The 12,809-nt window shown below is 52.8% G+C and carries 12 protein-coding genes; 2 read left to right on the top strand and 10 right to left on the bottom strand.

Translation table 11 applies throughout. The features are described from left to right. Positions 1-12: 12 nt before the first annotated feature. The 10 genes from RMSM_RS20730 to RMSM_RS20680 form a co-directional block, all read right to left on the bottom strand. The gene (locus tag RMSM_RS20730) at positions 13-288 is read right to left on the bottom strand and encodes a Na(+)/H(+) antiporter subunit B (protein WP_008700701.1); all 276 of its coding nucleotides are present in this window, start codon (positions 286-288) and stop codon (positions 13-15) included. After that, the gene (locus RMSM_RS20725; RefSeq protein WP_008700699.1) at positions 285-848 is read right to left on the bottom strand and encodes a DUF4040 domain-containing protein; all 564 of its coding nucleotides are present in this window, start codon (positions 846-848) and stop codon (positions 285-287) included. The genes RMSM_RS20730 and RMSM_RS20725 overlap by 4 nt, the downstream gene beginning before the upstream one ends. Next, a complete protein-coding gene (mnhG, locus tag RMSM_RS20720) occupies positions 845-1,213 on the bottom strand; it encodes a monovalent cation/H(+) antiporter subunit G (RefSeq protein ID WP_008700696.1) in 369 nt (122 codons plus the stop codon). The genes RMSM_RS20725 and mnhG overlap by 4 nt, the downstream gene beginning before the upstream one ends. Beyond that, the gene (locus RMSM_RS20715) at positions 1,210-1,494 is read right to left on the bottom strand and encodes an MrpF/PhaF family protein (protein WP_008700695.1); all 285 of its coding nucleotides are present in this window, start codon (positions 1,492-1,494) and stop codon (positions 1,210-1,212) included. Before RMSM_RS20715 ends, mnhG begins: the two co-directional genes overlap by 4 nt. Then, a complete protein-coding gene (locus tag RMSM_RS20710) occupies positions 1,491-1,973 on the bottom strand; it encodes a Na+/H+ antiporter subunit E (RefSeq protein WP_040768618.1) in 483 nt (160 codons plus the stop codon). The genes RMSM_RS20715 and RMSM_RS20710 overlap by 4 nt, the downstream gene beginning before the upstream one ends. 190 nt (positions 1,974-2,163) lie before the next feature. Continuing rightward, complete coding sequence (gene can, locus RMSM_RS20705; protein WP_008700691.1) at positions 2,164-2,811, bottom strand: carbonate dehydratase; 648 nt, start codon at positions 2,809-2,811, stop codon at positions 2,164-2,166. Between the two features lie 30 nt (positions 2,812-2,841). Beyond that, positions 2,842-3,351 carry a hypothetical protein gene (locus tag RMSM_RS20700; RefSeq protein ID WP_144057817.1) on the bottom strand — a complete coding sequence of 170 codons (510 nt, stop codon included), beginning with the start codon at positions 3,349-3,351 and terminating at the stop codon, positions 2,842-2,844. Between the two features lie 181 nt (positions 3,352-3,532). Then, positions 3,533-4,492: a DNA-methyltransferase gene (locus tag RMSM_RS20695; protein WP_008700687.1), complete on the bottom strand. Its 960-nt coding sequence runs from the start codon at positions 4,490-4,492 to the stop codon at positions 3,533-3,535. A 204-nt stretch (positions 4,493-4,696) separates the two neighbouring features. After that, positions 4,697-6,373 carry a hypothetical protein gene (locus tag RMSM_RS20685; protein ID WP_040768613.1) on the bottom strand — a complete coding sequence of 559 codons (1,677 nt, stop codon included), beginning with the start codon at positions 6,371-6,373 and terminating at the stop codon, positions 4,697-4,699. A 140-nt stretch (positions 6,374-6,513) separates the two neighbouring features. Further along, positions 6,514-7,455, bottom strand: coding sequence for a polysaccharide biosynthesis/export family protein (locus RMSM_RS20680; protein ID WP_040768611.1), 942 nt, complete (start codon positions 7,453-7,455; stop codon positions 6,514-6,516). A 1,715-nt stretch (positions 7,456-9,170) separates the two neighbouring features. On the opposite strand from RMSM_RS20680, the gene RMSM_RS20670 reads away from it, so the two are divergent. Both RMSM_RS20670 and RMSM_RS20665 read left to right on the top strand, forming a co-directional pair. Next, positions 9,171-11,357 (top strand): polysaccharide biosynthesis tyrosine autokinase, encoded by a 2,187-nt coding sequence (locus RMSM_RS20670; protein WP_160168337.1) that lies wholly within the window; start codon positions 9,171-9,173, stop codon positions 11,355-11,357. A gap of 418 nt (positions 11,358-11,775) precedes the next feature. Beyond that, the coding region (locus RMSM_RS20665; protein ID WP_040768605.1) for a nucleoside-diphosphate sugar epimerase/dehydratase at positions 11,776-12,809 on the top strand (1,034 nt) is incomplete at its 3' end.

Below are 12,809 nucleotides of genomic sequence, written 5' to 3'. Positions count from 1 at the left end.
TAGTCAAGAAAGTTACCTCCAAGCGAATAACGTCAACACTCCGGTCATCCCATACACCAACACGCCAAGCGCCATCAATTTTTCGATGACCACCGGTGGCGCGACGCGTTTGACCGACTCGAGCCCAAATACCAAGCCGTACAAAATCAAAGCCGCGGCAAAGATCACCCCCGCTTGAAATCCACCGCCAGGCCCGTAGTCACCGTGAAACTGCACATAAAAGGCAAATAACAAGATGTACGGGATCAGTATCTTGGTGACGACTCGGATGATTGGAAATGTTTTCACGAAATCGTCTCCGTCGAGGATTCTTGATCCGCATCGTCATTCTCTTTGCGAAGAATAATCAGAACGGCGATTCCGGCGGTTAGCACAACAGTCGTTTCCCCGAGTGTGTCGTAACCACGGTAGCTGGCCAACACCGCCGTCACCACGTTCGGCAAACCATGCATGTCGTGCTGAGACTTTTCGACAAACGATGGATTCGGATGCAATTGAATCGGAGCATCCGGGTCACCGAAATGTGGCATATCCAAGGTGCCGTAAACCAGCACACACCCGGTGATCAAAACCAAAAAGAACGGCATGATCGGGGCGTGCGCGAGCTCGCGATCTTTTTTACCCGTCAAGGCTAACGTGCTTAGCATCAACACGGTGGCAATCCCCGCACCGACCGCCGCCTCGGTAAAGGCCACATCGGGAGCATCGAGGATCAACATCCAACTCGCACTTAAAAAACTATAAATGCCTGTGAACATGATCGCGGCCCACAAGTCTCGCATCCGCGCAATCGTGACCGCGGTAATGGCAAGCAGGGCAAGGATAGGAAAATCGATCAAACTGCTCATGCTTTGTCCGTCTCCTCGCTGCGATCTTCATCATTCGACGCCGGATCTCCCTCAGGCATTGGCTTTCCATCCAGCACCGGTTTCAAGCCATGCGTTATCGCCGAACGTGCCAAGGCGTGACACGAACTTGGACTGGTGACCGTCAAAAAGAACAGGATTGCCACCAATTTGAGTGCCGTCAGACTTAGTCCGGCTTGCAATAGCAACCCCGCGACGATTAGCCCCGCCCCCATCGTGTCGGTGATTCCTGCCCCGTGCATCCGCGAGAAAAACTCGGGAAGCCGGACAATGCCAATCCCTCCGATGATTGAAAACGTGGCACCAGTCATCAACAGAATCCAGCTCAGCAGATCGACAATACTCATGACGACACTCCTTCGTCACTGAAACTGCCGTATTCTGCAAACCGCAATAACGCCACCATGCCGATGAAATTCATCAAACTATAGAGGAGCGCGAGATCAAGAAAATCATCGCGGCCCGTCATGAAATCGACCACACAGATCAGCAGCACGGTTTTCGTACCAAAGGCATTCAACGCAAGCACGCGATCAAAGACCGTGGGACCAAACATCGCACGGACCAACGCTAAACTCATCGTCACCAAAATGGCGATCGAGGTGACGGCGAACATGTCAATGCTCATCCCGACTTCTCCAATCCACAGATTCGGCGATCGGTTTCGCCGGTAATGTCGGATTCGTCATTGGTTAACGCCAAGGCGTGGATGGTGATGCTTTCCCCTTCGACTCGCACGGCGACCGTCCCCGGCGTCAGCGTGATCGAATTGGCGAGCATGACGCGTCCGAGTTCCGTGCTGGCTCGCGTTGGCACTGTCACGACGCGACGTCGGAGCGGCATTCTGGGTGACAGAATAATTTTTGCGACCTTCAGATTGGATACCAAAATCTCTCTCATCAACCAGGGCGCGTAATGCGTAAACGGCCGCACGCCTAGCTGTGCCGGGGCCCCCTCTTCGTCGACAATTCGCATCCGCTGCGATAACCACAGGCTACAAAGGCACGATAACACGCCTAAACCAAGCAGGAATGGGCTTTCAAAGTGCCCAGACCAGATCAGCCAAGTGAGGAACAGTGCCACTGCGAGGGTCAATGTGTGTTTCACAATTGCCGTCCTGTTGCGGCTTTCCATCCGCGAGAAGTGTTCTGCAAATCCAATACATGTGGGAAACTTTGCAGAATATAGCCGCCGTGCGTTTTAGTGACCATGGCGGATCAGACCGGCTGAGGGCATTCGCCCCATGCGAGCTAATTTTTGCCGCCGCCCTCCGGACTCGACAATCTCTCGCGGTCCTCTAGCCGAGCAACTTCCCCAAGGTGGATTCGTAGCAGAGAATCATCTCGTCGGTATTGCTCACATTCATTTCCAAATCACGCAGCCGGCCATCGTTAAGTGCATACACCCAACCGTGCACAGCAAGCTTCTGCCCATTGCGCCATGCATCACGCACAATCGTGGTGCGACACACATTCATCACCTGCTCCATCACGTTCAGCTCACACAAACGGTCGCAGCGTTCACGCGGCACCTCGATCGCATCGAGCTGTTCTTGATGGATGATGGCCACGTCTTGAATGTAACGCAACCAATTTTCGATCAGCCCCAACTCTTTATGAAACAACGCCGCGGCGACACCACCACACCCGTAGTGCCCACAGACGATGACATGCTCGACCTTCAAAACCTCAATTGCGAACTGCATCACAGACAGACAATTTAAGTCAGAGTGGACGACCAGATTGGCAACATTGCGGTGCACGAACAACTCGCCCGGATCCAGCCCAACAATCTGATTCGCTGGTACGCGACTGTCCGCGCAGCCAATCCAAAGGTATTTTGGCGTTTGCTGCTGTGACAACCGCTCGAAGAACGAGGGATCCTGTTGCACCACTCGCTCGGACCATTCACGGTTGTTGTCAAAAAGTTGTTGCAGCGAATGCATACTTGTTCTTCCTATCGGATCAACGAACCCCTAGTTTGAGTGATTAGAGGATCGTAGGGCGAAGGCAACGGTGCAATCAAGCTGGTCACGCAATTTTTCCATCTGATCCTTGCTCAGTCCTTGACCGATGAGACTCGCGAGATGAAGGCATACAATCACTAAACCGCCTAGAGGAATCAGTACTAAGCCCCAAGGAGCCGCTCCCATGAACCACTGGACGTAACCATACACGCCTCCGACAAACATAAAGAAAGCCGTGATAAAGTAGACAAGCATGAAAAACGTCCACACCTCGGGGCGAGGCGAGAAACGAGCATACAACTGCGTCCCTGTTTCAACATTGCTTAGCTGTACCGACAAATGAGGCGACCAAAATCGTCGCTCTTCAGGCCGCACAGAAAACTCGGCACAATCCCCGGCGGCCTTTGCGTTTTCAATCGCATCAAGCTCCGCGATTGCCTGACGGATCCGCTGCATCGCCTCGTCTTTGCCTAACGGCAAATCCAGAGTAAACGCAGGCAACATTCTCAGAGACGGCACGAAAGAAACCTCGCTGTAACAGCCGCTGGCAAAGCAAAAGAGCAAACGGGATCATCGCACAACGCTGCATGGTGACACCGCTACCCCACTTATGCTAACTGCATTTCGCTGGCGCTGCATTGCGTCGGCGGGGGCGAGGCTGAAAAACCCCAGGTCGCCAGATTATCGTGGCTACACCCGTTTACAGCAAATCAGGCTGCGTGGCGGTGCTTGAATTGACCTTCTTACCTTTTGCATTTGCGGCTGTTTTTTTCTTAGAAACCTTGTCGGCCAACCGCTTTCCGTTTTTCGTATTCGGGGCACTTAACAATGGATTCGCAGGCCCCACCAACGGATCTCCCACCTTGGTTTCTTCGAGACGCTCTTGAATCTTGGCCGCATACTCTTCACTCAGTTCGGTGCCGATAAAGTTTCGCCTCAGCTTCTTTGCCACGACCAACGTCGTTCCGCTGCCTGAAAACGGATCGAGAACCGTGTCTCCCTCATTGGAACTGGCGCGGATGATGCGGCCGAGCAATTGTTCAGGCATTTGGCAGCCGTGAAATCCTTGGCGTTCTTTAAAGGTGCCGGCGACGCGTGGGAAATACCACGTATCTCCGTCTTCTTCGAATCCATTGGGCAGATCTTGAGGGCGTAGAATCCATGTGTTGTCAGGTAACCGGCCCTTCGGATTCGCACGTCGGTCTCCATAAACTAATTGACGTGCTGAGGGGATACGGATCTCGGGATCCGCTGCGTTGAAGGTAAACTTTTTAGGATCTTTGGCGAAATGAAACAAATGGGTGTGCGAGCGGCTGAATCCGTATTTGCAATTGACCCCAAACGTGTAATACCAAATCACCCAGCTACGACAGACGAAGCCAACCTCGCGAGTGGCACAGACTTTCAGTTCCGCGGCGTACTCGTCGCCAATCGCCAACCAAAACGTCCCGTCTGGCTTCAATACTTGATGCACTCCCTGAATCCACCGGCGACACCAATCGAGGTAATCTTCGTCGCCTCGCTTGTCGTCATAGACGTCATAGTCGTAGCCGATATTGAACGGGGGATCGGCAAAACAAAGATCCACTGACTCGGGATCCATCTGCTTTAGCAACTCGATACAGTCCCCTTGATGAAGCTGATTGATTTCGAGTGCCACGCGATATTCCTTCTAAAAATGCCGTGAAATGCTTGATCAAGCTACCACTGTCTTGGAATTCATCGTACCGAAACGTGAATTGCTGGCAATGCGGCGTTATCTAGAAACGCCCACACCACTCATGACCGCCATGAGTGGTGTGGGGTGTTTTTTTGGATCGCTATCTCGCGGATCCAAGAGTTTACAAAGGTTATCGCCGACCGATCAGCGAATCTGAATTCGGTTTGCCGGAGCCGGATACAAATTCGCCCGCGTTGGATTTGGAGCGGTGTATTTCGGAGCAACCTCTTTCGCTGTAACGCTGGCCGGAGTGACTTGCCCCAGCGGGATTCGATTCACCACAGGAGCCACGGTATCGCTAGGCAACACATTTTGGGTGGGCGTCACGTTTTGAGTGGTTGTCACTGGCGACGTGTTTTTCCCCATCAATTGCTGGACCGAGGCAGGGATGCGTCGCACGGGAGCAGGCATTTCCACCGCCGCATTGGCCTCGCTGAATTCGCGGGTGCTGGCGGGTTTCTCGACAGGAATCGTTGGCACTCGCTTGGGCAAATGAGTCATCGTTGGAACCATCCGAGGCGATTGAGCTTCAATCGACACTGGCTCGAACGAGCTTTTCATCTCGTAGGATTCGGGTGTCGATGCCTCGGGTGTCGGCATCCCGGCCGCTGCAGCAACGGGCATCGTGACGATACGATTCCACTGCTCAGCAGAGATATCCAGCGTTTCCGGTGACGTCACCGACTGTGGCTTGCTCGGCGCTGCGGAGGCGTCTTTAGCAACCGATGCGACCGTCTCTAACTTTTTCGTCTTTGGCTGCGGGACCGCGATCCGTTGAACCTTTGGTTGATCGTCCTGCGGAGCGGCTGAAGGCTTGAACTCTGGCTCTGCGACGCGAGCAGGCTTGGCTTGTGGAGCCGCCGGAGTGGCAGCCGCCGCTGCTGAAGTTTTCACCGAGACCGACGTTGCCGTTTTGGTTTCAGAAATCTTCGCGACAGGCGTCTTCACTTCAGGCGTCTTCGTAACGGGAACCTTGTCAACTTGGGGAACAGGCACTCGAGTCACGGTAGGAACTTTGTCAACCGTAACAGCACGCTCGGGTGAAGGGACTGGAAAATTCAGCACCATCGGCTTTGGCTCGCTGGCCGCAGCCTGCTTGTCAACGACCGGCACATCTTTGGTAACCGATTGTGATGAAGCAACTCGAGGCACGGGGGCTTCAATCATTCCATCGACTAGCGCACTTTCCATCGGCGGCAACACTGCCTCACTGCGTTTCTGGCTAACAGGTGCTGCTTGGGTTTGATCGGTCGGCCGCACCCGTGGCTTGGCAGTGTTCTTCGCAGCAGGTACGTGCGAGTCGATTAAGTTGCTGGCTGCAGGACGGGTTGGCGGTGCCACTCGATCGCTGGCACTGGGGATCGCGTGTTCGTCCTCGTCTGCGACTTGCGACCCTGAAACCGATTCGTCGGCCAAGGGTACCTGGTGCGCGTCATGCTGAATGTGAACACTATCGCTCTCGACCGGGATCCCGTCGATGTATTCGACCGGCGGTACCATTTCGAGCATCTCTGGGTGACATGCCTGGGCACCGTTGGGACACCCCCATCCCTCAGGGAACTTGTTCCAACACGTCGGCTCGTAACCGTAATACGGTTTGACGTAGGCACAATGCGGGCAACATTTTGCATGAGGATTTGCAACGATTTGGCCGCAATGAGCACAGTGGTAGTACGACTTTTTGCTTTCACGCAACTTGTCGAACCCACAGTGCTGCGCCCAGTCGTGGTGCACAGACACACAGCCAACGCTGGCACTGATTGAGACGGCAAGCGTCATCGCCACCGCCGCAGTCAGTTGAGTTTGGGATTGTCGTCGCATCGTTGTCACCGCTTACTTTTTCAAAAATTGACACATGTAGATTGATACAGTTCGGCAGAGGAATCACCTAGCTGAGAGATCACATTTGGATTGCTCAGCAAACATCCTCGGTTTCCACACAGAGCTAACAATGACTCGGGCTAGAATCCACCACCAAATCCATTCGGATTGCCACCGCCTCTGAGCACGCTTCCCGAGAACCGGGTCGCCGTACCAACGCTGAGCAACGAGAAGCCCATCATGCGTTCAAACGGTGCGAACATTTTGGCAAGCTTGTTGTCGAATGCGACCATGTGGTCTTCTTGGACAAACAAACGGTCACCCGGCATGATTTGAAAGTTGGTATTGGCGGAACCGCACTCGGTCACCGCGTGCCAATCGACTGGCAAGATTTGCGAGTCGCAAAGATCCGATGTCGGACGTGCGATCCACATTTTCTTTGACGAAACCTGCTCCAATCCATTGATTTGCGAGATGGCGTCGAGGACCGTTTCATTCCCCGTGATTGGAAAACGATAAACGGCGTCACCGAGCTCGGCACCCTGCAACACGATGTAGTACACCTTACTGTTGAACGCATGGACGTTGACCGAGATGACCGGTTCTTCCAAGAACTGAGACAAGTGTTGTTCGATTGTCCATTTAGCTTGGGCCAAAGGCATGCCGACGACGGAAACGCTGCCGTAACTGCCCAGCGTGACGGTACCATCGGGGCCGACTAGATATTGCCCGACCAAGCGCTGTGACGCACCAAGCTCGGCAAGCGAAACTGCCACCTCAGGCTTCTTTAAATATTGTTTAAGGTGTTCCTCGATCGCCGCCTGAGCCTGCGGCACCGTCATGCTGGAAACCGAGACCACCCCATAAGGAGCTCCGAGGTTAATCACCCCGCCGGGTTCGATCGGATAACCACCACCGATGGGGCCTTCGGGCAACGTCCCTTGGACTCGCACCGACAACACATCAAGCACCTTTAATGTATAAGGTGATTTGGGTACCGCGTGCACCGTCTCGATCGTCAAGATATCGGGCGGCTCAATGATGTAATCCGGCATCACTGTCTTGGCCAATTCCCGAGGCATATTCGCGACTTCGGGTGGCACCACAGAAACCTGTGACGCATGGTGACTCTTTTTGAGTCCTTGGCATCCGACCCCACTTAATAGGCAGACTGCCGCGAACATTTGTAGAGGGACTACAAAAGGTCGTGATTTGAGTTGAGACATAGTCACATCCGTGCGTTGTTCTGGAGGCACCCAAAAACATCCGGCAACGTCCTTGCTCCGGCTTCAATTTGTTGGGGTTGCGACAAGGATGACCAACGCCCATGAAAAGGGTTGGATACCTTGTTGCGCTGAGCGAGTTAGGTGTCGGCAAACTGAATTGCAAGCAATTCTTGCAAATTGCTACTTTGACTCCTCGCCTCGATGTGCCGGACAATGGCCTGCATCGCAAAAGGTTTGGTCGTGGAAGCCTCTCTGCTTCCGCGTCCGATGCTCTCACGTCAGGACACATCGGCGATTCACCGTGGAATTCGCTCACAGAAATTATCGTCGAGAGGGCGATGCCCCCCCGCCAAAACGTGGGCTCAACCGCGATCTTTTCAGATTGTGCCTCGGGTTGCGCTCAACAAACCGGTTGTTCGAAATAGGCGTCAAGTGCGGGTTGGGTAAGCTCTAACAGCACGTCGAGTGTCACCGAACTAGCGCAAAGTCGCCGGACTTGATCGTGGCACAGCAACGAGAGCATTCAGCCGTCGCACTGAAAACCCGCGAGAAATGATCATGCGACACACACCATGAGCGCGAATGAAAACCCCTCGTGGAGTAGAGAAACAGACGCAGATCGCCACAGAAAACAACGCTGGATCGCATTCTTCGTTGGGAGGGTTCCGCATTACAGAATACCGCCCTTCGACTCAGGGAAAACTTGTCTCCGCCTTCAAAAAAAATTAGCGGGCGATCAAAGCCAATTCCAGGTGCGGATGTCGGCTTTAATATCCATCATCTCACTACCATAACTGGACCAAAATCCACGTGACAGCAAATCAGGCTGATTGGACGGCAGACCGTCAGGCTGCCCAAATATCAGCCAATCCTACTGTCCAAGTAAAAACGGAGCCTAAAGGAAAAAGCTGAAACCAACATTGTAGGTCCGCCACGCTCTATGCGACCCTGCCTCCCCTTAACGCCAACCTAGGTTAAGAAAGCCAACCTCCACGCAGTCTAAAAGCAGGTGGCATGCAGTGGTAGTTGCTTGCCCTCCCCCACCGGCAAGCTTATGATCGTAGAGGTCGGTCCAACACCTGCAATGACCGCGGTCGTTCTCACACATCAATTTCAATTCAGGACGATTCGAACGCTCTGCGAAACTTATGTGGTTACGAGCTCGCCTTAGTCACTTGCATCCAACAAAAACCGGTAACCATCTGTTGGGGAAACCTGACTAGTATTCCCCACACACTTAAGTAGGGTGGAACACCACACCCTGCTTTCAGCAACGATATACCGGCCAGAACAACTGCACGAGAATTTAGCAAGGACTTCTAACAGGATTCACCTCGTTTCCTAAGCAGAGATTAGAAAGTTAACTGCAGGCGACCAAGGAAGTATGTGAGAACAAAGGATTAACAAGCTATGACCAATAAAAGCTTGATAGACACCATTTGATTAGCACCTTGAGATGATTCGATTGAAGTGATGTGAGCATCGTCGTCAATCGTAAGCGGGAGATTGGTTTCTTGAGTAATAATGATTTCGTCGATAGTGCCTCGTCCGACACCAGGGGTCGTTCGTTGGTGCCGTTAAATGACCACGAGATCTCTTCCACCTATATTTATCACCCTGCGCCGACTGGACATGACCACGATTCGCTCGTGGGTCCGCGTTATCTGATCCATTCGCTTACAACCTATTGGTATCTGACCATCCCATTGGCCATTGTGTTGGCTGGGTTATCGGCCACCGCAGTCTTGATGACGTTTACTCCGGTGTATCGAGCAACAGCGGTAATGAAGATCGCGAGCTACGCACCATTCATTGCGTACACGACGCCTGAGCCTCAAATGAACCCGGAAGATTTCACAGAGACTCAAATTGAATTGATCCGAAGCTCGCTCGTCGCGGAACAAGTGCTTGACGATTCAGAAATTGCCGAGTTGCCAGGACTTCAATCCATCGAAAAGCCGATCGCTTGGTTAACTGATAACATTCGGGTTCAGCAGGTTGGCAGTTCAGAACTCTACAATATTTCTCTGGCGACATCGGACCCCGAGTCCTCTGCGAAACTTGTTAATGCAATTTTAGACACCTATTTCGCAGTCCGCGCGAAAGACAACGAAGATCAAACCGCGCGGGTTCTCGAATTGCTAGGGCAAGAAAAGCAGGCGAGGAGCGTCGAGATTCAAAACCTCCGCGAAAAAATGCGTCAACTCGGGCAAGACGTGGTTGGAATGGACCCGTATACCGGAATGCCGCAAAAAAATGGCGGCCAAGCCGGCGCAGGCCCCCTAGAGCGACTTCGCGAACGGCTAACCGCTGCCGAGGTCGATCGAAAAATGCTTGAGATGGAAATCACCGCGATTCGCGAAGCGATGGCAAAAGAAGACCTTCGCATCGCCGAGGTCGATGTGGAAATGGCGGTGGGTGAGAGTCAAGAGGTTCTTGATCTTCGCGCGCTGATCGCCGATCGCAAATCGATGATGCATCGCGTCGAAAGCACGGCGGCTGGGGGCCGAAATGATCCATCCTATTTGCGTCTGGAAGCCGAAGTCGAAGGGTATGAAGCAAGTCTGAAACGCGCCGTTGCAAGTAGCCGCCCCAAGATCACCGACCAATTGAAGTCGTTGGCGGAACTCGATCGCCGTGACACGCTGCACGAACTCGAAGCGAGACTCGAAACCCAACTCGTACTCGAGAATCTGCTTGGGCTGCGATACAAAGAGATGCTCGGAACCGCTGGCGAATCAGGCAACAAGTTGCTCGAGCTCGAATTTGCTCGTGCGGAACTCGAACGCGAAGAACGAGTGTTTGACTTGATTGCCGAGCGGTCGATGGCGCTGACCACCGAATCACGTGCTCCGGGACGCATTGTCCTGCTGCAGCCAGCCGAACCGACGCTTCATCCCGTTGCGAGTTTTCCGCTTCGCAACATGGCAATCGCAGCCTTTCTAAGCGGCTGTCTGCCGTTTGGTCTCGCATTGCTTTGGGAATTGTCGACCAAGCCCATTAGTGATGTCGATCAGCTGACCAGCAATACCACACAGACCACCGTCAGTGAAGTTGCCAAGCTTCCGGTGCGCACCATTTCAATTGGATCGCGACAAACCAAAGCGATGAGTATCTTTGAAGAAAGCATCGACAGTCTTCGCGTGGGACTGCTGCTTGGCGAAAAACACAACGACATCCAGACGCTCGTCGTGACCAGTGCCGTTCACGGGGAAGGGAAATCGAGTATCTCGTCACAGCTTGCCGTTAGCATCGGTCGAGCCACCGGCGAACCGGTGCTGTTGATCGATGGCGATCTTCGCGCTCCCGATATTCATAATATTTTTCAGGTGTCTAACAATCTTGGCATGACCTCGGTCCTCGAAGGCCGTGCGACGCTTGACGAAGCGGTCATCCGTGACTGGAGTGATCAAATTCACTTGCTGCCCGCAGGTCGCCTGCGAGTGAACCCCCATCAATTAATGACTCGAGAATCACTTAACAAGATTTTCAACGAATTACGAGCACAATATCGTTATATCGTCATTGATACTCCCCCCATTCTTTCTGCATCCGAAGCAATCTTACTTGCTCGATGCGCCGATGGCTCGCTGCTTTGCACTCGACGCAATGTCAGTCGCGAAGGCCAAGTAAAAATTGCCCATGATCGCCTCACCAAAGCAGGCATTAAACCGTTAGGCACGGTTCTCAATGGAGTGCCTACGCGGAGCTATGCAAAAACGTACGGAAGCTACGACTATGCGAGGCGTTTTGAATAAAAGATGCATCTGCATGTAACTAACAACTAGTCTTATCCACTAGTTAACCACAACTAGAAACCAACATTGATTTGATAGTTTTGATCAACGCAATACTGACAATGTTGACGTTGACGAAGGTCGTTGCGCAGTCGTAGCGATTTTCGTCAATCAATACATCAGTAAAGCGTTCTGGTTCGATTTATTAATATCCACTGTTTGCTGTGGAATGGGGGAATAGCCCATTGAATCGGCTCGCTTTAGAACTAGCATGACCCCATGCTGAGGGTGCGACCCCATCCAATTGGAGGGCGTCACCCAGGTGGACGAAGTCCGCGCTGAAAGAATTCGAAACTGGCTACGGCTAGTTCGGTGAAGCACTGCTATTTCTCACTGGATTTGCTCACTTCGATAAAGCGTCTTGACCATGAGTGCAATAATGAAAACGCGACTGCACCGTATTCTTCCAGTACGAATTTATTTTCTGATACTGGCGCATTTGGCAATCTTCGTATTGTCGTACGAAATTGCGCTGCGGCTGCGGTTCGATATGGTCATCTCGTCGAATGTCCGCGACGACTTTTGGAAGATGCTGCCTTGGATCTTGGCCATCAAATTAACCATCTTCCATTTGATCGGCAGCCTGCATGGATGGTGGCGGTACATCACTTTTACCGACCTCGCCATTCTGCTTCGCACCTCGACCGTCGCGACCATTTTGATTGCTGCAGTGGATTACTTGTTCAGCGAGCAGTATCAAATTCCAAGATCGGTTTTGCTGATGGATTGGGGAATCACCATTCTGCTTGTCGGGGGACTACGAAGTGTCTATCGGCTGAGCCAAGAAATGATGTGGCCCTCTCAGTCGCTGAATGATCGCAAGCCCACACTGTTGATCGGTGCGTTACAAGGAGGCGAGCTGCTGGCTCGACAAATCCATTGCCATCCCAATCTCGATTTTCATATTGTCGGTTTTTTAGACGACGATGAACACAAGCATGGACTGCGAATCGGCGGCATTCCCTTTTTGGGCGGTCCCGAAGACGTAGTCGAGCACGCTCGCATTCACGATGCGAAAGATCTTCTTGTCATTTCGAACGTATTGCCGGGACAACAGCTTCGCGAACTTGTCGATCGCTGTGAACGAGCCAAGATTCGAGTCAAAATGGTTCCGCCGGTTGACGAACTGATCAATGGATCGTTCCGCTTTCAGACTCGCGACGTCGAGATCAATGACCTTTTGCGCCGCGACCCGATCGAACTTGATTCAAAACCGGTGCGGGAAATGTTGCAAGGCCGCCGCGTTGTCGTTACGGGTGCGGGAGGAAGCATTGGCTCGGAGATCTGTCGCCAAATCGCCCGCTGCGAACCGGCCCAATTGATCTTAGTCGAGCGTGCCGAAAACGCGTTGTTTTTAATTGACCGAGAAATGAAGATTCGCGACTACGGCGACATCTGTGTGCCCTTTGTGGC

This window comes from Rhodopirellula maiorica SM1 (assembly GCF_000346295.1).
In the GTDB taxonomy this organism is placed as follows: Bacteria; Planctomycetota; Planctomycetia; order Pirellulales; family Pirellulaceae; genus Novipirellula; species Novipirellula maiorica.
Note: the sequence above shows the minus strand (reverse complement) of the source record. Positions and strands in the feature narration are given on the sequence as shown.

Coding starts and splice junctions, on each gene's coding strand:
- mnhG (WP_008700696.1), bottom strand. CDS start 1,213: ATGAGTATTGTCGATCTGCTGAGCTGGATTCTGTTGATGACTGGTGCC.
- can (WP_008700691.1), bottom strand. CDS start 2,811: ATGCATTCGCTGCAACAACTTTTTGACAACAACCGTGAATGGTCCGAG.
- RMSM_RS20725 (WP_008700699.1), bottom strand. CDS start 848: ATGAGCAGTTTGATCGATTTTCCTATCCTTGCCCTGCTTGCCATTACC.
- RMSM_RS20680 (WP_040768611.1), bottom strand. CDS start 7,455: ATGCCTCGGGAATTGGCCAAGACAGTGATGCCGGATTACATCATTGAG.
- RMSM_RS20685 (WP_040768613.1), bottom strand. CDS start 6,373: ATGCGACGACAATCCCAAACTCAACTGACTGCGGCGGTGGCGATGACG.
- RMSM_RS20715 (WP_008700695.1), bottom strand. CDS start 1,494: ATGAGCATTGACATGTTCGCCGTCACCTCGATCGCCATTTTGGTGACG.